Source organism: Enhydrobacter sp. (assembly GCF_030246845.1).
In the GTDB taxonomy this organism is placed as follows: domain Bacteria; phylum Pseudomonadota; class Alphaproteobacteria; order Reyranellales; family Reyranellaceae; genus Reyranella.
This window is the reverse complement of record NZ_CP126889.1, coordinates 1,991,264-2,011,902: the sequence shown is the minus strand read 5'-3', so window position 1 is coordinate 2,011,902 and position 20,639 is coordinate 1,991,264. Positions and strand designations below refer to the sequence as shown.

The window sequence follows — 20,639 nt, the reverse complement described above, 5'->3', positions numbered from 1 at the left end:
ACGCCGACGCCATCAACGCGGCTAGGCGTACTCCGGCGTCTTGCCGGCGATCTTGGCGATGTCGATCAGGTCCTCGTCGGATCCCAGCATCACGGCGGTCAGCCCGCGATCGAGCCTTTGCAGCGACACTTCAGTTCCATTGGAAAACCGAACGGCATCCTTGTGCGGACCGCTTTCGAGGCGGGTCATGACGACCTCCTCGATTGGTCCTACGCCATAGGCTTTCTGGACAGTTTCCCCGATGCCTTCGAGGCGCAGGTGGCTGTCCGCCGCGACGCAAACCGCCAAGTCGCAGGTTGGCGCCGAGGTAAATCCCATTGAGCCACTCGGAAAGCGCTCAAGGGTGAGTTTCTCACCGACTGCGGCAGGTCGTGACTGATACGCTTCGAGTGAGTAATCACACATATCGACCTCCTTGCTAGTAAGACTCGATTCTCAAGTGGTGCGCGCAACACCTTGGTCAAGGTGCAGCGCGACCAGTTTCGGAACACGCAAGATCCACACCATCTTGCTTCACGTGCGTGTGCCCGCCAGCAATTAACGGCGGGAGGAGGAGGAGGCTGCTGTTGTTGCTCACGCCACCATTTCGTCGCAGCAGTCAGGTGGCTGGCATTAAGCAGTCTAGCACACCTTGATCTGCTTCGCCGCCGCTTTGGCGTTCCGCCGCGCCTCTTTCACGCTTCTGCCGGTTGCCAGGGCCACGGCCATGCGGCGATGGCCCTTGACTTCGGGCTTGCCGAAAAGGCGCACCGAGGTGCCCGCTTGCGCAAGCGCCCGGTCGATACCGGCATAGGTCGGATCGTCGATCTCGCCCTCCGCGACAATAGGCACCGACGCGCCGGGCCTGCAGGCGATCAGGGGAATGGGCAGGCCGAGGATGGCGCGCACATGGAGCTCCATCTCGCTCATGTCCTGCGAGACCATGGTCACCATGCCGGTATCGTGCGGGCGCGGCGACAATTCCGAGAACCAGACCCGGTTGCCCTTGACGAACAGCTCCACGCCGAACAGCCCGCGACCTTTGCGGCCGCACAGGTCGTCGACCACCTTGCGCGCGATCATGCGAGCCTTGCTGAGCGCGCTGGCGGACATGGGATGAGGCTGCCAGCTTTCGCGATAGTCGCCGTCGATCTGGAGATGACCGATGGGCGCGCAGAAGCCGATGCCCCTGGCGTGCCGCACGGTGAGCAGAGTGATCTCGTAGTCGAAGTCGATCGCGCCCTCGACAATGACCATCCCCGTGTCGGCGCGCGAGCCTTCCACCGCGTATCGCCAGCTTCGGGCGAGATCGCGCGGCCCGCGCGCCACGCTCTGGCCGTGTCCCGAGGAGGACATGGTGGGCTTGACGAAGCAGGGAAAGCCGACGGCGCGGGCGCCATCCCCCAGCTCCGCGAGGCTCGCGGCAAAGCGATAGGGCGAGGTGGGCAGTCCGAGCTTCTCGGCCGCGAGCTTGCGGATGCCGCGGCGATCCATCGTGAGCCGCGTGGCGCGCGCGGTCGGCACCACCGTCCAACCCTCCTTCTCGAGCTCGACCAGCGTGTCGGTCGCGATGGCCTCGATCTCGGGCACGATGAAATGCGGCCGCTCCCGTTCGACGATCCCTCGCAACGCGGCGCCGTCGCGCATGTTGAAGGCATGCGCCCGATTGGCGACCAGCATGGCCGGCGCGTTGTCGTAGCGATCGCAGGCGATCACCTCGACCCCGAGCCGCATGGCCTCGATGGCCACTTCCTTGCCGAGCTCGCCCGAGCCCAGCAGCATGATCCTGACCGATGACGGCTTGAGAGGAGTCCCGAATTTCTTCATGCCCTCATGATAGCAGCGCACCGGGCGAGGCCCAGCGGCGGACGGGCGTCGCCGAAGCGATGTTCACAGCCTGGGGGCGACCTCGTCGGCCAGCAGCCGGAACGTCTCGCGGCTGAGCGGCGCGCACATCAGGTAGTCGAGGTCGATCTCCTCCTTGAGCGCCGTAATCTGCTCGACGACAGCGGCGGGCGTGCCGTGCAGGATCACGCTGTCGACATAGTGCTGCGCCGGGTCCTTGCCATCGTAGCTGCGAGCCATCTGCATCGACTTGCGGTGGGGGTGCTGCGGGCCGGCATAGGCATCGACCAGCCATTGCGCGCCACGACGGGCGACCTCGGCCGCCTTGGCCTTGGTGGCGGCCAGCGCGACCAGCCGCGCCACCGGAATATCGCGCCCCCGGTCGGAGAAGCCCGCCTCGGCGAGCTTGGCCTTGTAACGCCGCCTCTTGTCGCCCAGCTCCACCAGGGAGGCATGCGGGTCCATCAGGATGGAGAAGCCCCGGCTCGCCGCCCAGTCGATGGCGCCCTCCGACGTCGCCGCCATCCAGACCGGCGGATGCGGTTGCTGCAGGGGCTTGGGCAGGACCTCGACGTCGTCGAACTGGAAATGGCAGCCCTGGAAGCTCAGCCGCTCCTCGGTCCAGGCCCTGAGCACGACCTCGACGGCCTCGCGAAAGCGGTCCGCGCTTTCCTCCGGCGGCACGCCGAAAGCGTTGAACTCGGCATGGGCGAAGCCCCGGCCTGCGCCCCAGTTCACCCGTCCGCCCGACAGCACGTCCAGAAGCGCCACCTCCTCGGCGAGCCGCAGGGGATGATAAAGCGCCGCGAGCGACACGGCCGTCCCGATGCGCAACTTCCGGGTGCGCGCAGCCGCCAGCACACCCAACATATGGACCGACGGGCAGACGCTGAAGGTGGTGAAATGGTGCTCGGCCAGCCACACCGCATCGAAGCCGCCGCGATCCATGATTTCGATGCGCTCGAGCGCGCGGGCATAGACCTGCTCGAGCGGTCCATGCCGGCCCGGCCAACTGAAGAACTGAAGCACGCCCAGCTTCATCATCCCTCCCCCCGAGCGGTCTCCCCGGTTGCGGCAGCCCATCAGGCCGAATCGGACCTGGCAAAGTCAATTGTCGTTGCGAAATCCTGCACCGGCTGTCGGATGACAGCGATGCGGCACCACCTCTATCCTCGGCACGAAAGAGGAGGATGCTATGCCCGATGCCATCGACGACCTGTTCCGCCGCTTCGGCAAGGCCTTCAACAAGGCCGATGTGGAAGAGATCGCGGCCTGCGTGACCGACGATTTCGAATGGCGCCTCGCGTCGGGCGCGCGGCCGTCCGGCACGGTGCTGAAGGGCAAGGACGATCTCAGGCGTTACTTTGGCGACAAGAGCCAAGCCCACCGCGAGGCGCGCTACTCGGAGGCGCGCATCCATCGCGCCGGCGACAAGCTGTTCGGCACCTTCCGCGTCACCGGCATCGACGCCAAGGGCCAGCCGTTCGACCGCTACGGCATCGACCTTTACGAGCTGCGCGACGGCAAGATCGCGCTCAAGGACAGCTATCTCAAGGTCGATTGAACGTGAACGACACCGTTCTCTGGCATATCGACGGGCGCGGCGTGGCCACGGTCACGCTCAACCGGCCGCAGGTCAACAATGCCTACAATGGCGATCTGATCGCCGGCCTTCACACCGCAATGGATGGGCTGGAGCGCGAGAGAGGCCTGCGCATCGTGGTGCTGAAGGGCAACGGCCGGCACTTCCAGGCCGGCGCCGACCTTGCCTGGATCCGTGCAGTCGCGGCGCAAGGGCCACGTGAGAACCGCGAGGTGAGCCGGCTCACGGCCGAGGCCATCTGCCGCCTCGATACCTGCCCGGTACCCACGCTTGCCCTGATCCAGGGCGGCTGCTTCGGCGGCGGCACCGGCATCGCCGCTGCCTGTGATATTGTCGTGGCTGCCGAGAATGCGATCTTCTCCATCAGCGAGACACGCTGGGGGCTGATGGCCGGGATCATTCTGCCGCACCTCTGCCGTGCCATGGGCGTGCGCCAGGTCCGTCGTTATGCGCTCACCGGCGAACGCTTCGATGCGGCAGAGGCGCGGCGGATCGGGTTCGTGCATGAGGTCTGCCCGGTCAGCGAGCTCGAGGCAACGGGCCAGAAAGTCGTTGAGGCAGTGCTCATGAACGCTCCCGCGGCGACCACGGCAACCAAGCTGCGCACTCTTTCGTCCGCCGGCGCCTTCCTCGACGAGGGCGACCTGCGTGACCTTGTCGAGGAGCATGCCCGCACGCGCCAGCAGGCGGAAGCGACGGAAGGCCTGGCGAGCTTCAGAGAGAAGCGCAAGCCAGCCTGGTATCCCGAGCAGCGTCGGAATTCGGGCGACAGCCAAGAGCCGATCGCCTAGGCTCCCGGCCGGGCGCAGGGGAGAGGGCTCTCCTGATGGATCGAAGCGACAAGGCTCTGCTTGCCGCGTTCCTGGTGGCGGCCGGGCTCGGCACCTGGACGCACTGCCTGATGCACGACGACGGCGCGATCATCATCGCGGCCGGCTGGCTGGGCAATTTCTGGGACCTCTATGCCGGCCAGATCCCGGACCGCGCGGCGGCGGTGCTGGCCATGCACGGGCCGGCCTGGTGGGCCCGCTCGGCACTGGATCTCGATTCCGGCACTTACGTCGCCCTGGCGCACGCGCTTTATTTTGCCGTTCCGCTCGTCCTGTGGCTCGTGCTGCGCGCCGTCGAACGCGATCGCCTGTTCTCGCGGCTCTATCTCGCGATCGTCCTGCCGATGCTCTACTTCCCGACGGAGCTGATCTTCGGCCTGGGCATCTGGATGATCTGGCTCGCCTTGGTGAGCGATCTCGCCCGCTCCACCGCCAGCGTGGCATTGCTCACCCTGCTGCTGGGCGCGATCATGGCCTACAGCCACGCCGTGCTTGCCCTGATGGGACTCCTGTTCGTCGTGGCGGGCGCGGCACTTGCGGTCTTCCGCAGGCGTCTGCCGGCGCGAACCCTGTTCGCCGTCGCTCTGCTGTCGGTGGCGATACTGGCGGTCCATTTCGCCATGGATCACCTGCTGCCGCCGGCCAACGCAACGGATGGCGCCTCCCATGCCACGAACCGCCTCGCCTACATCAATCCGGTCTGGATGCTGAAGACGGTCGTGTACTTTCCCATGCTGGCTGCCCTGTGGTTCCTGCTGCTGGTGCCAGTGACATCCCCGCCGCGGCAGGGGCGGCGGTTCGCGCCTGTTGCGATCCTGGTTGTCGCGGCACTTGGATTGTGGTTCGCCCTCGCCGGCACGAGCTTGAAAACGGATACCTGGGCACGCCATACCGGCGTCTACGTGCTGGCGTTGACCCTCGTTCTCGCCCTGCCGGCGCCGGGGAGCTGGCTGAAAGCGGCCGAACGCCCGCTGATCCTGTTCGCGGCCATCGTCGCGGTGAGCGCGATCTCGTTCAACGTCGACGTCTGGCTGTTCGGCCGCTACATCGATCGCGAGCTGCGCCCAGGCATCGTGGATGCCGCCACGGTGGCGGATCCCTGGTCGTCGAGGCCCTCCGGACCGACCGCCTTGCGCATCGCCTTCAAGTACGGCGCGGGGCAGGACTATGTCCGCGATGTCGTCATGCCGTCCTATGACTTCTCGCGCGTGCCGCTGGCCTTCTACAGCTACTTCCGCTCCGACCGCCGGAGCGTGCTGTTCCATCCCCTGGGGGGCGGCGCCGAATGGCGACCGTATCAATGTCCGGCCGTCGAGCGCGCCCTCGGCCAGGCACGTGACAGCCAGGACCGGGAATTTCTGGAGCTTGTCGCCCGTCACTACTGTGCGTCGTGACGGCATTGATACTTGTGGGCCGTTGGGTGGACATGCGGGTTGTATCGCCGAATGATATGCCCCTCTGCTCATGGAAACGTTGCCGGCGACCTTGTCATGAAAGCGTTTGGATCGTTACGACGCTTCACTTCTTGCGGCCTACCTGCTGGCTTCGCCTTCCTTGCTAGTCGCTACTGCGTGCGTTGAGCTTCTACGCCGCCGCCTGCTTCTGCGCCGTGCGGTCGGGCGTGAGGCGGTAGCTCGTGAAATGGCGGTTGAGCGCAGGCATGGGGCAGGCCTCGAGATGGCCCTCGCCGGGCCGCATGAGGATCATGGCGGCCGTCGCGACCATCGCGCCACGATTGTTCGGGCGCGGCGGCCGGCAGACCGACCAGGGCGAGGCATAGTCGTCGAAGAACGCCTGGCGGAAATGCTCGAGCGTGAGCCGGCCGCGATCGGGCGAAAGCTGCTCGCGCACGCGCCTGTCGCGGTAGATCGAGCAAGGTGTCTCGGCGAGCCCGGTATCCTTCACCTTGACGCGCGCAGCGTCGGAGATCCAGTGATTGGCATGGACGTAAAGACCGCGGTCGGGGGCGAGCCAGAAGGTCTCGTCGGGCGCACATTCCAAGCCGAAGGCCTCGCCCCCACAATGGCTCACCGCCATGTGGTTCGAGCCGAGCTTCCGGGTCGCGAAGACCGTGCGCACGGCCTGGGCGAGGAACGCGCTCTCGAGCACCTTGCGGCGGATAAAGGGCAGCGGCACGCCCGGCCCGCGCTGATAATCGCGGTCGCATTCGAGCGCATTGGCGGTGAGGCCGATGCCCGCCGAGTTGAGGCCAGAGCGTGCAAGCCCGCCGGCCTCGGTGAAGGTCAGGATATCGGGCCCATCCTCGCGGCGGATCCGGAGCAGCACGCCGGTTTCGGCGCATTCGGCGCGCCAATCCCAGTTCTGGCCGTGCAGGAGCACGCCGTCCGCAGTCACCTCGGGCAATGCCAGCGCCGCCGTGCAGCCATCGGGCAGCAACGGCTCCCGCGCCTTGCGTGCGCCGACCACCATCTCGGTGCGGGCGTTCATGAGAACGATGCCGGCGAAAGGGACATCCGCCGCTCGGGCGATGCCGCGCATCTCCTCGACATATGCCGCATCGAACGCTTCGATCGTCGGTAAGAGAGCCTCGGCGCGGCGCTCGAGCTCCGGCCAGTCGACACCGTTCCTCACGAGCGACTCGGCATACATCGCGATACCGCACTTGATGCGATCGGCCACCGCACGACCGTGCTGCAGGCCGCGCTCGTGGGCGTTGCCTGAGAGTTCGATCAAGGGGAATGGCGCATAGTCCATCACGGCCTCCCGAGCAGGGCCTCGCGGAAACGGTCCTTGAGATAGGCGCCGTCCTGCGGCGGCATGACGAAATCGAGCTTCTCGACCATCACCTTGACGACCCGGAAGACGGGGCCTTTCCTGGTCCGCAGATCCTTCACCAGCGTCGGGACCTCGGCCTCGACGCGCACGACGCCCGTGTCGGCGATGCCGCAGCCCTTGGCGATCAGGCTGAGATCGGTGCCGGCGCCCGACTCCGTCGGACCGTTGTTGCGCGGGCTGGTATGCGTAGCCTGGTTGCCGGTCTCGCCGAATTTCTCGTTGTCGAGCACGCAGATCGCGAGATTGTCCGGCTGCTGGACGGCGACTGTGGCGAGCGAGCCCATGCCCATCAGCATGTCGCCGTCGCCCGTGATCACCAGCACGCGCTTGGCGGGCTGGGCCAGCGCCAGGCCGAGCCCCATCGCCACCGTCGCACCCATCGCGCCCCACAACGGCATATTGAGCGAACGGTCGCCGGCGTTGGTGATGTCCCAGTTGGCCGAGCCGAGACCCGCCAGGACGAGAAGGTCGTCGTCGGCTCCTTCGAGGATCTTCTTCACCAAAGGGCGCCTTTGAAGGGCGGGCTGCAGCGTGGCTTTGCTCATGTCATTTCTTTCCGAATGCCTTGATGCCGATCAGCTTCTGGCGCAACAGCACGGCGACCGCCTGGCCGCCGCTGAAGGCCGAGCGCGCCGCCGCGTCGACCGTGCCCTTCACCTCGCCAGCCTTGTCGACGGAGTAGAGCAGCACGCCCATCGCCTCCAGCACCTTGGGGGTGCCCTGGCCCATGGGATACTGCCAGGAATTGAACTCGCCATAGTCGCCGCGCATGGTGATCAACGTCAGAAAGGGAAAGCGCAGCGTCTTGGTGAGGCCCATCAGGTTGATGGTGTTGCCCACGCCCGAACTCTGCATCAGGAGCACCGAGCGCTGCCCGCCCAGCCAGGCGCCGGCAGCCAGCGCCACGCCTTCTTCCTCGGTCGTGAGGGCCAGGGTGCGGAGGGAATTGGACGTCTGGCAGGCCTCGATCAGGCGCGAATGGCCGGCATCGGGAACGTGATAGACTTGCTTGATGTCATGGTCCTGCAGGACCGCGAAGATGTCGTCGCGCCAATCGCTCATGGAAGGGTGTTCATGCTCTCTGCCGTTGCGGGAGCGGCAGTCTAGCGCCGTGAGAACGGCGTACCATAGCGCGACGAGCCGGTCAGGGCTGCGTTCAGCAAGGACGAGCCCGGTCGTTCAGTCGAGACGCGCCATCATGGTCTCACCCGGGGCCAGCAGACGGCCGTCGCCGGCGCGTACTTCCAGCTTGCGCACCGGCTGGCGATGCTTGCGATCCACCAAAATCATGCGCCGGCCGGCCGGCCCCGAGACGTTCTCCTGCCCCCATTGGCCCAGCGCCACCAGGACCTGGAAAAGTCCGCGACCCTTGGCGGTGAGGTGATATTCCCGGTAGGCGCCGCCATCCGCCGCCGCCGCGCGTTCCAGGATGCCTTGGCTTACGAGGGCGCGCAGGCGCTGCGTCAGGATATTCTTCGATACCCCCAGGCTCTTCTCGAACTCGCCAAAGCGACGCATGCCGCGCAGGGCGTCACGCACGATCAGAAGCGACCACCAGTCGCCGATCACGTCGAGCGTACGTGCAATCGGGCATGCCGCCCCTGAAAGACTCTTTCGTCGCATGAGATAACCTCGTGCAAGCGCGGTTGCATCATAGAACGTCCTCGCCCTACTTTCTATGTAGTTCCATTATTGAACTACAGGAGCGCCGATGTCCGAAATTGCCGCCGCCCGAATTCGGGACGTCGAAGCAAGACCGATCGATCGGACTGGCGAGCGCAAGGCAAAGGCGCGGACGGCGATGCTTCATGGTCCTATCATCCCGACTCTCGCCAAGCTTGCCCTGCCGACCATCGGGGTGATGGTGGTGCAGACGATGGTGGGCGTCGCCGAGACCTACTATCTCGGCTTCCTCGGCACCGATGCCCTGGCGGGGGTCGCGCTGGTCTTTCCGATCTTCATGCTGATGACCACCATGTCCAACGGCGGACTGGGCGGTGGTGTGGCTTCGGCCGTCGCACGCGCGATTGGGGCGGGGCGGCAGCGAGACGCGGACGCACTGGTGTTCCATTCCGTGGTGCTCGCGATCATTGCCGGCGCGATCTTCACGGTCGGCGTGCTGTGGGCGGGCCCCGCGCTCTATCACGCCTTGGGCGGTCGCGGAGAAGCCTTGATCGCCGCCACTCGATATTCGTCGTGGCTCTTCGCCGCCGCGATCGCCGTCTGGATTGTGAACCTGCTGGCCTCGGCCCTGCGCGGCTCGGGCAACGTCAAGGTGCCGGCGCTGGTGACGCTGGTCGGCGCGATCGTCCTGATCCCCTCCTCGCCAGCCCTGATCTTCGGCTTCGGGCCCATCCCCAGGCTTGGCATTGCCGGCGCGGGCATCGCCTTCGGGCTCTATTACACCGGCGCCATGCTGGTCCTGTTGCGCTACATGCGCTCCGGCCGGTCAGGGCTGACGCTGGGCGTCGCGCAGCTCGAGCGACGGTTGTTTGCGGATATCCTGAAGGTCGGCTTGCCGACCGCGATCAATGCCGTCCAGACCAACCTGTGTGTGATCCTCGTGACGGGCGCGGTTGGGCTGTTCGGCACAGCGGCGCTGGCCGGCTACGGCATCGCCTCGCGCCTCGACTATGTCATGATCCCGATCCTGTTCGGGCTGTCGTCGGCCGTGCTCACAATGGTCGGCGTCAATATCGGCGCCGGCAAAGGAGGGCGCGCTCGGCACATCGCCTGGATCAGCGCGCTGATCGGGATCGGCATCACCGGGACGATCGGTCTTGTCGCTGCGCTTGCGCCGTCGCTCTGGCTCGGCCTCTTCACCGACGATCCCTCGGTGCTGGCGCCCGGTGCCACCTATTTGCGCGTCGTCGGTCTCGTCTATGGCCTGTTCGGCTTCGGCTTTGTCGTGTCCTTCGCCGGGCAGGGCGCTGGCACCGTCCTCTGGCCGTCGGTCGCGGTCACGGCCCGGCTGATCGTCGCCGCCGGCCTGGGCTGGGCCGCGGTGAAGATCCTGCATGGCGAGATGGCCATGCTGTCGGCGATCGTCGCCCTCTCGTTGGTCGTCTATGCCACGATCGCCTCGCTGGTGATGCTCACGCCATCGGCGTGGCGACCTAGAATGGCTTGAGCACGACCAGAAATACGATCACGACCATCAGGGCCGTCGGCACCTCGTTCCACAGGCGATAAAAGCGGGCCGGGCGCGTGTTTCGGTCGGCTGCGAAATCCTTGCGCCAGCGCGCATAGAGGTGATGGATCAACGTGAGGCCGATCACGAGCGCAGCCTTCATTTGCCACCAGCCGGCATCCCACCAGTCGCCCTGCCAGGCGAGCAGAAGGCCGAAGACCCAGACGGCGCCCATGGCCGGATTCATGATGCCGCGCAGCAGACGCCGCTCCATCACCTTGAAGGTCTCGCTTTGTGTCGAACCCTTCTCCGCCTCGGCATGGTAGACGTAGAGCCGCGGCAGGTAGAGCAGGCCTGCCATCCAGGCGATCACCGACACGATGTGCAACGCTTTCAGGACGTTATAGAGCATCACGCGACCTTCGTTGGTCCAGCAAGGGCAGCCCGCACGAGTCTGGCCAGGCCCTCGATGAACAGGGGATGCGTGCCGACTGCAGGCACGCGCACATAGACGGGAACGCCGGTCTCGCGGGCGAGACGACGATAGTCGATATCGAGTTCGACCAGCGTCTCGGAATGCTCTGAGACGAAGGAGACCGGGTAGAGCACGAGGCCGGTCTTGTCGCGGCCCGCGCGTTCGATCTCGGACGGGGTCGACGGGCCGATCCATTTCAGCGGCCCGACGCGGCTTTGATAGCAGACCGTGTAATCGATGCCGCCGCCGAGCCGAGCGGCGATCGCTGCGGCCGTCTGCTCGACCTGTTTTTGATAGGGATCACCGGCCTTGATGATCTTCTCCGGCAGGCCATGAGCGGAAAACAGCACGCGCTTTGGTCCGTCGCCGGCTTCGGACAGTCCTTGCTTCACCAACTCAACCGATGCAGCGACGAAACCCGGCTCGGTCGGATAGCTGTCGATTCTGACGGTCGAGGCCTTGAAGTGCGCCGCCTTGTTCCAGGCCTTCACGGAAGACGCCGTCGTCGTGGTCGAGAATTGCGGATAGAGCGGCAGCAATACGATCCGGTCGGGCGCGAACCGCTGAACCGATCGAACCACGGCGTCGGTCATCGGATGCCAGTAGCGCATGCAGACATAGCCGCGCCATTCATGGCCGTTTCCGGCACCCAGCGCTTCCTCGAGCGCACGCGCCTGCGCCTCCGTCTGGCCCAGGATCGGCGAGCCGCCACCGATCTGCTCGTAGATCTGAAACGCCTTGGGTGTGCGCCGATGGGCAATGAAACGTGCGAGCGGGAGACGCAACCAGGACGGCAGCGCGATGATGGCTGGATCACTGAAGAGATTGCGCAGGAACGGCTGCACGGCTTCGAGCGAGTCCGGACCGCCGAGATTGAACAGGATGACGGCGATCTTCACGACAGCGAGGGCGTCCAGCGGCGCACCGTCTCGACCAGCTCGGCGACATGCTCGGGCGGCGTCTGCTGCAGGACGCCGTGTCCCAGATTGAAAATGAACGGCGCGTGCGCCAGCTTGTCGAGAATACGCCGAGCCTCGCGCTTCAAAGCGGCGCCGCCCGCCAGCAGCATCACGGGATCGAGATTTCCCTGCAGGCAGATATGCGGCTGCAGTTTCTGTGCCGCCCAATGGACACCGACACCGGTGTCGATGGACACCGCCGCAAAGGCATCGGGCCGGCGATATATGAGCGCAGCGGGACCGACGGCGCGGGGAAAGATGATAACGGGCACTGCGGGGTGGCGCGCCTTGAGGCCATGGGCGATCCGCACCGCTCCAGGGACCACCTGAAGAGTTGCTCCTCCGGCAGGAGGCCGGCCCAGGAATCGAAGAGCTGCACGGCATCGGCGCCAGCTTCGACCTGGCAGGCGAGATGGTCGACGATCGCGTCGATCAGAAGATCGATCAGGACGCCGAACGACTTGGGATGGCGATAGGCCCAGAGCTTGGCCCTGACGAAATCCCGACTGCTGCCGCCTTCGATCATGTAGCAGGCCAGCGTGAAGGGAGCTCCTGCAAAGCCCAGCAACGCAGTCTCGGCCGGCAAGGCGGTGCGCGTGGCCCTGATGGCGCGATAGACTGGCGCCAGATGGTCCACGAGCCGCTCACGGGATAGCTGGCCGAACTGCACGGGATCGGTGAGCGGTTCGAGCTTCGGCCCTTCGCCCTCCTCGAACCAGACCCTTTGCCCCAGCGCGTCGGGCACGACCAGGATATCGGAGAAGATGATCGCGGCATCGAGCCCGAAACGCCGCACCGGCTGCAGCGTCACTTCGACGGCCTTGTCCGGCGTGTAGCAGAAATCGAGGAAGGAGCGCGTGGTCTCGCGCACCGCCCGGTATTCCGGCAGATAGCGCCCAGCCTGGCGCATCAGCCAGATCGGCGGCGTCGGGAAGTGCGTTCCGGCGAGCGTCGCCAGGAATTTCCCAGCGCTCAATTTCGTCCCCTCATGCCTTCCTCTTACCCTTTCATAAGAGGTTGTAGGAGTCGTTGGGCGTGTGAAGGACGGGGATCAGCATGATTAGAAGCTTGCCCCCAGGGCGCTGTGGACCGGAAAACGGTGAACCATCGGCATCGCGGGACTTGGTCCCCATTTCCCGGACCCTTCGCATCGACTTGTCCGGAAGGGATGGCCGGCGGGATGGGAGCAGGAAGGCGGGCCTCGAATAGGGCATCCCGGGCGGACGGCGGGACCTGTCCCCGGTTTGCCACGGCCATTCCGATTTTCTCCCCGCCATCCTGTGGAGTAGATTGGGGACGTGGCGAATCGAAACTTCCACGTCCATCTGGTTTCGGACTCCACCGGCGAGACCGTGTCGAGCGTGGCTCGTGCTTGCCTTGTGCAATATGAGGGTATCTTCGTACAGGAGCATGTCTGGTCGCTGGTGCGCACCCGTGGCCAGATGGAAAAGGTGATGCAGGCCGTCGAGCGCGATCGCGGTCCGGTACTCTACACGCTGGTCGACCCGGAGCTTCGCGACTGCGTGCGCGATCACTGTCGAAGGCTGCAGCTTCCCTGCGTCGGCGTGCTCGACCAGGTGATGAGCGTGCTCGCGGTGCATTTCCACTCCAAGAGCGAGCAGTGGCCAGGTCGTCAGCATCAGCTCGACGACGGCTATTTCGACCGCATCGATGCCATGCACTACACGCTGGCACACGATGACGGCCAGTCGACTCACGATCTCGACGATGCCGACGTGATCCTGGTCGGCCCGTCGCGAACTTCCAAGACGCCTACTTGCGTCTATCTCGCCAATCGCGGCGTGCGCGCCGCCAATGTGCCGCTGGTGCCGTCGGTGCCGCCGCCGCCCGAACTCGAGGCGGCGACGCGGCCGCTGGTGGTGGGGCTGATCACCGATCCCGAGCGGCTGGTCCAGATCCGCATGAACCGGCTGCGGCTTCTGCAGCAGGATACCGAGAGCGACTACACGGATATGGAGGGCGTGCAGCGGGAAATCCAGGAGGCTCGCCGTCTCTACGCCCGTCGCCGGTGGGTGACGATCGACGTGACACGTCGCTCGATCGAGGAAACGGCAGCTTCCATTCTGCAGATGTTGACCGTGCGTCGCGAGCAGCGCATGCAGGGAGGCGCAACCTTGACAGGCTGACGGAGGCTGCCATGCGGCGAAGTCTCGTGATCGCGTCGGGTTTTCTCATGTCCGCTCAGGCGTTCGGTGCCGAGCCCAGTATCGAGGTCCATCGCGGCGACGATGCCTCGCTGTTCGGAAGCTGCGTGCCGAGCCTGATTGCCGAGAACAAGTCGGCCGAGACAGTCGAGTATCTGCAGGTCGATGTCCTGTTCACCCTCGCCAATGGCGAGCAGCGCGACATCGAGCTCGGGTCGGCCTATCGCGAAGGCATCCTTTTCCCGATCGCGCCCGGCGCACGCGCGATCCTGAAGCAGCATCTCGATCTGTCGCGCGCCTTGGGCGTGCCGTGCGATCAGGTGAAGAGCCGTAGGGTTGTCGGAGTGCTCTGCCAAGCGGCTGGCGGCCGGCACTGCGCCTCGCCCGTCTCCGCCAAGCCGTAGCATCGCAACGGTGAGCCATGGGCTGCGTTTTCAGCCCATGCGCAGCGGCGAAAGAGACCTGACCTCGAAGACGGCAGTCTATGCTGCGCTTGCCGGCAACCTGCTCGTCGCGCTGACCAAGTTCGTCGCCGCAGCCGTGACCGGCAGCTCGTCGATGCTGAGCGAAGGGATGCATTCGTTGGTGGACACGGGCAACGAAGGATTGCTGCTCTACGGCTACCGGCGGTCCGCACGCCGGCCCGATCCGACACATCCCCTGGGCTATGGGCGCGAGCTCTATTTCTGGAGCTTCATGGTGGCGCTGCTGCTGTTCACCGCCGGTGCGGGCGCCTCGATCTATGAAGGCATCATGCATATCCGTTCGCCGGAACCCATTACCCATGTGGCGGTGAACTATGTCGTCCTCGCCCTTTCGTTCCTGTTCGAGGCCACCTCCTGGTGGGTGGCATTCAGGAACTTTCGAGTGACAGTCGACGGCCGTGGCTACTGGCAAGCGGTGCGTGACAGCAAGGATCCTCCGGCCTTCATGGTCCTGTTCGAGGATACGGCGGCCCTGATCGGCCTGGTCATCGCTGGCGCAGGCGTTTTTTTCGGCCGACACCTGGGATATGCCGGAGATCGACGGCGTCGCCTCCATCCTGATCGGCCTTGTGCTTGCGATCACGGCCGTCCTGGTCGCGCGTGAATGCAAGGAGTTGCTGATTGGGGAGCGGGCGAGCGAACGGGTTCGGGACTCCATTGTGGCCCTGGCGCTGAGCGAGCCGGGCGTCGAGCAGGCAAGCGGTGTATTCACGGTGCATCTTGCGCCCGAGCAGATCGTGGCCGCCCTCAACCTCGAGTTCGGCGACGATTTGCGTACGCCGCAAATCGAGCGCGGCGTCTTGTCGCTTGAGCAGCGGGTACAGAGCCGTCATCCGGAGGTCGTAGCGCTTTTCGTCAAGCCGAGATCTCGTGAGAAACGGATTTGAGCCTACTGCCAGTGTCCGCGCGTGGCGGTGTTGCGGCGGAGGAGTTGGTCCACGACGCGGCGGACGGTGTTGACTGGAATGGCGAAATTGATACCGACATTGCCGCCGCTCGGTCCGATGATCGCTGTGTTGATGCCGACCAGCGCACCCTTCATGTCGACGAGCGCGCCGCCGGAATTGCCGGGATTGATTGCAGCGTCCGTCTGAATGAAATTCTCGCGGGAGTCGTCGCCGACACCGGTCCGATGCAGAGCGCTGACAATCCCATGCGTCACGGTTTGGCCGATGCCGAACGGGTTACCTATGGCGATGACATAGTCGCCGACCTGCAAGGCGTCGGAATCACCCATGGGAATGGTCGACAGGCCGCTGGCGGGTATCTGGATGAGGGCGACGTCGCTCCTGGGATCGGCACCGATCTTGTGTGCCATGAGCTGGCGGCCATTCGACAGCGTCACGGCGATCTCCTCGGCATGCTCGACGACATGCGCGTTGGTGACGATCAGGCCCTCGCGCGCATCGATGATGACGCCTGAGCCGGCGGCCTGGATCTCGCGTTCGATCGGCCCTTGGGGAATGCTGAAGAACTGCCGGAAGAAGGGGTCGTTGAAGAGCGGATTCTGCTCCATCGCCACCCGGCCTTTGATGGCGATGCTCACCACCGCAGGGGCGACGCGGTGGACCAGCGGCGCCAGTGTCGGCGAGGACAGCGTCTGGGCGTTCGCTATCGGCGATTCGCTGCAGGATGCGGCGGAGAGGGCGAGAAGAGTGGCAAGCAGAAAGGCCAATAAGCGCATGGCATTCCTCCGAGCGGACGGATGATCGTCGCTACGCTCGGTCGAAATTGTGGCGCGTTGGCGGCGTTATTCAGCCGCCCGCGGCATGGGGTGGAAACGGCTGTCGAACTCGCGGATCGCCTTCTCGACCTCGGCGGCGATCTGCTTGAGCTTGTCTTGGTTGACGATCTTCAGGCCGAACAGGTCCTTCACATAGAACACGTCGACCGCCCGCTCACCGTAGGTCGTGATATGGGCCGTGGCGATCTGCAGGTTCATGCGCGTCAGCGCCCGCGTCACGACGTGCAGAAAGCCAGGCCGGTCGCGGCCGTTGACCTCGATCACGGTGAAGGTGTCGGAGGCGTTGTTGTCCATCAGCACGCGCGGCTCGACCGTGAAGACGCGGTCGCGCTGGGGCCACGAGTTTCGCTGGCTGTCGAGTTCGCGGGCGATGTCGAGGCGGTTGCTGAGCGCGATCTCGACCCGTGCGGCAAGGCGTGCCAGCCGCTGCGGCCCGTCGAATGGCTTGCCCTCGAGATCCTGCAGCCAGAAGGTATCGAGCGCCATGCCGTTGGCCATGGTGAAGATCTTGGCGTCGACGATGTTGGCGCCGCTGATCGCCATGGCGCCGGCCAGTCGTGCGAACAGGCCGTGGGTGTCGAGGGTATAGATCGTGACCTCGGTCACCGACCGATCGGCATCGACGCGATGTTCGATGGCAAGTGGCTGATGATCCCGTTCGGCCCGCCGCACCAGCTCGGCCTGGCGCATGAGCGTGTCGGGCGGGAAGGAAAGCCAATAGGAGGGATAGCCGCGAGCGAAGTGTTCGTCCTTCTCCGTCTCCGTCCAGCCCGTGAGCCGGCTGGCGACGTCGGCCTGCACTGCCTTGATGCGCGCGCCACGGCCCCCCGACAGGGTGCCGCCCGACAGGATGTGCTCGGTGGCATGGTAGAGCTGACGCAGCAGCGCCGCCTTCCAGCCGTTCCAGACATTGGGCCCAACGGCGCGGATGTCGCAGGCGGTGAGCACCAGCAAGAGCCGCAGCCGCTCGGGCGACTGCACCAGGGCGGCGAAGCTCTCGATGGTCTTGGGGTCCATCAAGTCGCGTTGAAAGGCGGTGGCCGACATGGCGAGATGGTAGCGGACCAGCCAGGCGACGGTTTCGGTCTCTGCCGCGCTCAAACCCAGCCGTGGGCAGAGCTGCATCGCCACCTCGGCGCCCAGTACCGAATGATCGCCGCCACGGCCCTTGGCGATGTCGTGCAGCAGCACCGCGAGATAGAGCACCGGTCGCGACAGGATCTTGTGCACGACCTCGGTCGACACCGGCAGATCCTCCTTCAAAGTGCCGTTCTCGATGCTGGCAAGAACGCCGATCGCCCGGATCGTGTGCTCGTCGACCGTGTAGGTGTGATACATGTCGTGCTGGGTTTGCGCCACGACCCGACCGAAGTCGGGAACAAAGCGGCCGAAGACGCCCGCCTCGTTCAGCCGCCGCAGCGTCGTCTCGGGATCGCGACGCGAGGTCAGCATCTCCATGAAAAGGCGATTGGCCGCTGGATCGTTGCGCAGCCGGTCGACCAGACGGATGTTCTGCGTGATTTGCCTCAACGACGCCGGGTGGATATCGAGGTCGTTCTCCTGCGCGACACGAAACAGACGCAGGATGCTGATCGGATCCTTCTCGAAGGTATCGGACGCAGCGGCGGCCAGCCGTTCGCCGTCGAGGCGGAAGCCGCCCAGGTGGCGCGGTCGCAGCGTTTGCCACAAGGCGGCCAGCTTGGGCTTGCGGCGATGGCTGTCCTCAAGTGCCGCGACGAAGATGCGCGTGAGATCGCCTACTGTCTTCGCGTGCAGGTAGTAGTGCTTCATGAAGCGCTCGACGCCGCGGCTGCCTGGCCGATCCTGGTAGCCCAGCCGGGACGCGATCTCGCGCTGCAGGTCGAAGGAAAGCCGGTCATCGGCGCGGCCGGTGAGATAGTGGATATGGCAGCGCACAGTGGTCAGGAACCGCTCGGCACGCTCGAAATGGCGCGCCTCATCACGTGTCAGCACACCCTTGGCGACCAGCTCGGCAGGTTTGTTGACCTGGTAAAGATATTTGGCAATCCAGAACAGCGTGTGCAGGTCGCGCAGGCCGCCCTTGCCCTCCTTGACATTGGGCTCCACGACATAGCGTGAGTCGCCCATGCGCAGGTGCCGTTGGTCGCGCTCGTTGAGCTTGGCCTCGACAAAATCGCGGCCGTCGCCGCTGCCGAAATGCTGCGCGAAGCTCTTCTTCAGCTCGTCGCAAAGTGCGCGGTCACCCCAGAGGTAGCGCGCTTCCAGGAGGGCGGTGCGTACCGTCTGGTCGCGCTCGGCATAGCGTAGACTTTCCTCGACGGTACGTGTCGCGTGCCCCACCTTCAGTCCGAGGTCCCACAGGAGATAGAGCATGTACTCGACGATCTGCTCGCCACGCGGCGTCTGCTTGTAGGGGCGAAGGAACAGAAGATCGAGGTCGCTGAGCGGCGCGAGCTCACCGCGGCCAAAGCCGCCGGTGGCCATTAGCCCCAGCCGCTCCGCCGCGCTGGGATTGGCGGCGGGATAGACCCGTGCATCGGCAAAGTCGAAGATCACCCGCACCAGTTGATCCATCAGGAAGGAGGTGGCGGCGAGCACGGCGGGCCCGTTGTTGCGCAAGGCGCCGGTCCCTTCGAAGCGGCGGCGGATCTCGGTCCGACCTGTCGCCAGCGCCTGACGCAGGAGAGCAAGCACCGGCGTGCGTGGCGGCTCCTTCCCGGTCGGCAGGTCTTCGACCAGCGCGGCCAAGGCCTCCTCGAGCGCACGGCGCCGGATGATCGAGCGGCGATCCGGAATGTGGTCGTAGGGCGTGGCCATGCGCGCCGATACTACAGGCCGGGCGGATCGTAAAATAGGGAGGTTCCACGGCTTGCCGATGATAGAACGAGGCTGCATGGCCATCGCCTTCCGACCTTACAAGCGCCTGGCTTTCCTCTCTCTTTTCGGGGCGCTGCTCGCTCTGCCGGCCGGCGCCCAGCCCCGGCCGGCGCCGGTAGCGGCCCCGATCGACCTCAATTCGGCAAGCCGCGACGCTCTCATGGAGCTGGAAGGGATCGGCGAGGTGCGGGCCGACGCCATCATTCGGGCAAGGCCGTTCAAGGCCAAGACTGACCTGGTCGAACGATGGATCCTGCCGGCGTCTCTGTACGAGAAGATCGCCGGCCAGGTGACGGTTCGTCCGGTCGCGGCCACGCCTGCCCCTCGCCCGTCGGCGCCGAAACGGTGATGGAAAACACCACGATCTACGCGCTGGGCACGCCGGCGCCGTCACGCGCCCGGCCCGGCGCCCTGTCTGTCATCCGGTTCAGCGGTCCGCGGGCGGCCGAGGTGTTGATTTTCCTGACCGAGCCGCACGCTTTCGGGCGCGGTCACTCGGCCCGCGACCCCGCCCTCCCGCCGCCGCGCCGCATGGCGTTGCGCACACTCGTGGATCCGCTGACCGCCGAGGCGATTGATCGCGGGCTCGTTGTCTGGTTCGAGGCACCGCACTCGGAGACGGGTGAGACCATGGCGGAGTTGCATCTCCATGGCGGCCGGGCCGTCGCCAATTCCGCTTTCGCCGCCATCCAGAAGCTGGGTTTCTGCCGGCTGGCCGAGCCGGGGGAGTTCACGCGGCGCGCCTTCGAGCACAACAAGCTCGATCTCACCGAGGCCGAGGCGATCGCCGATCTCGTCGCGGCCGAGACCGACCAGCAACGGCGCCAGGCGCTGCAGCAAATGGACGGTGCGCTGCATCGCCTGTACGAGGACTGGCGTACGCTCGGTCTGCGGACGCTCGCCCATCTCGAGGCGGCGATCGACTTTCCCGACGAAGACCTGCCGTCGGGAATCGGTGACGAGGTGCGTGAATCGATCACTGCGCTCAGAGCCGAGATCGCGGGTCATCTCGAAGACAAACGCGGCGAGCGGTTGCGCGAGGGGCTCGGCATCGCCATCATCGGGCCGCCCAACGCCGGCAAGTCGTCGCTGCTCAACTTGCTGGCGCGTCGCGAAGCCGCGATCGTCTCGGAGACCGCCGGCACGACGCGCGACGTGATCGAGGTCCATCTCGATCTCGGCGGCTGGCCGGTGGTGCTGGCCGACACGGCAGGTCTGCGGCGGACGGGCGATGCCATCGAGCAGGAGGGCGTACGGCGGGCGCTGGCACGTGCCGCGACGGCCGATCTGCGCCTGCTGGTGCTTGATGCGACGAACGACTGGAAGACGGCGATGGCCGAGCTGACCGCGGATAGCGGGCGCTGGGACCCTTCATCGGATATCGTGGTGGTGAACAAGATCGATCTGCAGCCCGTGGACTTTGCCGGCGTGGTGGCGCTTTCCGCCAAGTCGGGCGCGGGCCTCCCGGAACTGCTGGCGCGCCTGCAGCATTCGGCGGCCGTCTTGATGGAACAGGGTGCGGCCGCGGCACCGCCGCTCACGCGTGCCCGCCATCGCGAGGCGCTGATCGATGCCGAGGCAGCGCTTGGCCGCGCTCTCGTGGCACCCGAAGTGGCACTGGCGGCCGAGGACCTGCGCCTCGCCATGCGTGCGCTCGGCCGCATTACCGGCACGGTGCGCATCGACGAGCTTCTGGATGTGATCTTCCGGGACTTCTGTATCGGCAAATAGGGGAACCGCCCCGGACCCCTCACGTTCACCAGATTGTG

Annotated in this window: 21 protein-coding genes and 1 pseudogene; 10 read left to right on the top strand and 12 right to left on the bottom strand. The window is 65.7% G+C overall.

The genetic code is table 11. The annotated features are described in order from the left end of the window. Window positions 1-21: 21 nt before the first annotated feature. From OJF58_RS10130 to OJF58_RS10120, 3 genes are all read right to left on the bottom strand, one after another. Complete coding sequence (locus OJF58_RS10130) at window positions 22-405, bottom strand: hypothetical protein (RefSeq protein ID WP_300783967.1); 384 nt, start codon at window positions 403-405, stop codon at window positions 22-24. 216 nt (window positions 406-621) lie between these two features. Continuing rightward, a complete protein-coding gene (purT, locus tag OJF58_RS10125; protein ID WP_300783966.1) occupies window positions 622-1,806 on the bottom strand; it encodes a formate-dependent phosphoribosylglycinamide formyltransferase in 1,185 nt (394 codons plus the stop codon). Window positions 1,807-1,869: 63 nt separating this feature from the next. After that, entirely contained in the window at window positions 1,870-2,865 is a 996-nt protein-coding gene (locus OJF58_RS10120) for an LLM class flavin-dependent oxidoreductase (RefSeq protein WP_300783964.1), read from the bottom strand. 154 nt (window positions 2,866-3,019) lie between these two features. Between OJF58_RS10120 and OJF58_RS10115 the strand changes: the two genes are divergently transcribed. The 3 genes from OJF58_RS10115 to OJF58_RS10105 are packed head-to-tail and all read left to right on the top strand — an operon-like array spanning window position 3,020 to window position 5,651. Continuing rightward, window positions 3,020-3,388, top strand: coding sequence for a nuclear transport factor 2 family protein (locus tag OJF58_RS10115; protein ID WP_300783962.1), 369 nt, complete (start codon window positions 3,020-3,022; stop codon window positions 3,386-3,388). Between the two features lie 2 nt (window positions 3,389-3,390). Further along, window positions 3,391-4,218, top strand: coding sequence for an enoyl-CoA hydratase-related protein (locus OJF58_RS10110; RefSeq protein WP_300783960.1), 828 nt, complete (start codon window positions 3,391-3,393; stop codon window positions 4,216-4,218). A 35-nt stretch (window positions 4,219-4,253) separates the two neighbouring features. After that, window positions 4,254-5,651 carry a hypothetical protein gene (locus OJF58_RS10105; RefSeq protein ID WP_300783959.1) on the top strand — a complete coding sequence of 466 codons (1,398 nt, stop codon included), beginning with the start codon at window positions 4,254-4,256 and terminating at the stop codon, window positions 5,649-5,651. A 190-nt stretch (window positions 5,652-5,841) separates the two neighbouring features. Here OJF58_RS10105 and OJF58_RS10100 read toward each other — a convergent pair whose 3' ends face one another. The 4 genes from OJF58_RS10100 to OJF58_RS10085 form a co-directional block, all read right to left on the bottom strand. Continuing rightward, entirely contained in the window at window positions 5,842-6,972 is a 1,131-nt protein-coding gene (locus OJF58_RS10100; protein ID WP_300783958.1) for a C45 family peptidase, read from the bottom strand. Next, on the bottom strand, window positions 6,972-7,598 hold the full coding sequence (locus OJF58_RS10095; protein ID WP_300783957.1) for a thiamine pyrophosphate-dependent enzyme: 627 nt from the start codon (window positions 7,596-7,598) through the stop codon (window positions 6,972-6,974). Before OJF58_RS10095 ends, OJF58_RS10100 begins: the two co-directional genes overlap by 1 nt. 1 nt (window position 7,599) lies before the next feature. Continuing rightward, window positions 7,600-8,115, bottom strand: a complete 516-nt coding sequence (locus tag OJF58_RS10090; RefSeq protein WP_300783955.1) for a thiamine pyrophosphate-binding protein — start codon at window positions 8,113-8,115, stop codon at window positions 7,600-7,602. 117 nt (window positions 8,116-8,232) lie between these two features. Then, on the bottom strand, window positions 8,233-8,676 hold the full coding sequence (locus OJF58_RS10085; RefSeq protein ID WP_300783953.1) for a helix-turn-helix domain-containing protein: 444 nt from the start codon (window positions 8,674-8,676) through the stop codon (window positions 8,233-8,235). An 88-nt stretch (window positions 8,677-8,764) separates the two neighbouring features. On the opposite strand from OJF58_RS10085, the gene OJF58_RS10080 reads away from it, so the two are divergent. Beyond that, a complete protein-coding gene (locus tag OJF58_RS10080) occupies window positions 8,765-10,183 on the top strand; it encodes an MATE family efflux transporter (protein WP_300783952.1) in 1,419 nt (472 codons plus the stop codon). Here OJF58_RS10080 and hemJ read toward each other — a convergent pair. The 3 genes and pseudogenes from hemJ to hemE all read right to left on the bottom strand — a co-directional run bounded on the left by hemJ (window position 10,170) and on the right by hemE (window position 12,527). Beyond that, a complete protein-coding gene (gene hemJ / locus OJF58_RS10075) occupies window positions 10,170-10,595 on the bottom strand; it encodes a protoporphyrinogen oxidase HemJ (protein WP_300785237.1) in 426 nt (141 codons plus the stop codon). The two genes, OJF58_RS10080 and hemJ, sit on opposite strands and share 14 nt — an antisense overlap. Then, complete coding sequence (gene hemH, locus OJF58_RS10070; RefSeq protein WP_300783950.1) at window positions 10,595-11,557, bottom strand: ferrochelatase; 963 nt, start codon at window positions 11,555-11,557, stop codon at window positions 10,595-10,597. Before hemH ends, hemJ begins: the two co-directional genes overlap by 1 nt. Continuing rightward, window positions 11,554-12,527, bottom strand: a pseudogene (gene hemE / locus OJF58_RS10065) (uroporphyrinogen decarboxylase). The gene hemH and the pseudogene hemE overlap by 4 nt, the downstream one beginning before the upstream one ends. A gap of 388 nt (window positions 12,528-12,915) precedes the next feature. Between hemE and OJF58_RS10060 the strand changes: the two are divergent. Genes OJF58_RS10060 through OJF58_RS27130 form a run of 4 tightly spaced genes read left to right on the top strand, consistent with a single transcriptional unit; the run spans window position 12,916 to window position 15,154 of the window. After that, window positions 12,916-13,764 (top strand): pyruvate, water dikinase regulatory protein, encoded by an 849-nt coding sequence (locus OJF58_RS10060; protein WP_300783948.1) that lies wholly within the window; start codon window positions 12,916-12,918, stop codon window positions 13,762-13,764. Between the two features lie 11 nt (window positions 13,765-13,775). Beyond that, entirely contained in the window at window positions 13,776-14,186 is a 411-nt protein-coding gene (locus tag OJF58_RS10055; protein ID WP_300783947.1) for a hypothetical protein, read from the top strand. 10 nt (window positions 14,187-14,196) lie between these two features. Next, window positions 14,197-14,871, top strand: coding sequence for a cation transporter (locus OJF58_RS27135; RefSeq protein ID WP_366526829.1), 675 nt, complete (start codon window positions 14,197-14,199; stop codon window positions 14,869-14,871). Continuing rightward, entirely contained in the window at window positions 14,795-15,154 is a 360-nt protein-coding gene (locus OJF58_RS27130; protein WP_366526828.1) for a hypothetical protein, read from the top strand. The genes OJF58_RS27135 and OJF58_RS27130 overlap by 77 nt, the downstream gene beginning before the upstream one ends. 2 nt (window positions 15,155-15,156) lie before the next feature. Here the strand turns inward: OJF58_RS27130 and OJF58_RS10045 are convergent, their stop codons facing one another. Continuing rightward, window positions 15,157-15,813 carry a trypsin-like peptidase domain-containing protein gene (locus OJF58_RS10045; protein ID WP_300783946.1) on the bottom strand — a complete coding sequence of 219 codons (657 nt, stop codon included), beginning with the start codon at window positions 15,811-15,813 and terminating at the stop codon, window positions 15,157-15,159. A gap of 204 nt (window positions 15,814-16,017) precedes the next feature. Then, a complete protein-coding gene (locus tag OJF58_RS10040; RefSeq protein WP_300783944.1) occupies window positions 16,018-18,894 on the bottom strand; it encodes a [protein-PII] uridylyltransferase in 2,877 nt (958 codons plus the stop codon). Here OJF58_RS10040 and OJF58_RS10035 point away from each other — a divergent pair. Then, window positions 18,887-19,219: a helix-hairpin-helix domain-containing protein gene (locus OJF58_RS10035; RefSeq protein ID WP_300783942.1), complete on the top strand. Its 333-nt coding sequence runs from the start codon at window positions 18,887-18,889 to the stop codon at window positions 19,217-19,219. The genes OJF58_RS10040 and OJF58_RS10035 overlap by 8 nt on opposite strands. Next, window positions 19,219-20,601 (top strand): tRNA uridine-5-carboxymethylaminomethyl(34) synthesis GTPase MnmE, encoded by a 1,383-nt coding sequence (gene mnmE, locus OJF58_RS10030; RefSeq protein ID WP_300783941.1) that lies wholly within the window; start codon window positions 19,219-19,221, stop codon window positions 20,599-20,601. Before OJF58_RS10035 ends, mnmE begins: the two co-directional genes overlap by 1 nt. Window positions 20,602-20,639: the final 38 nt, after the last annotated feature.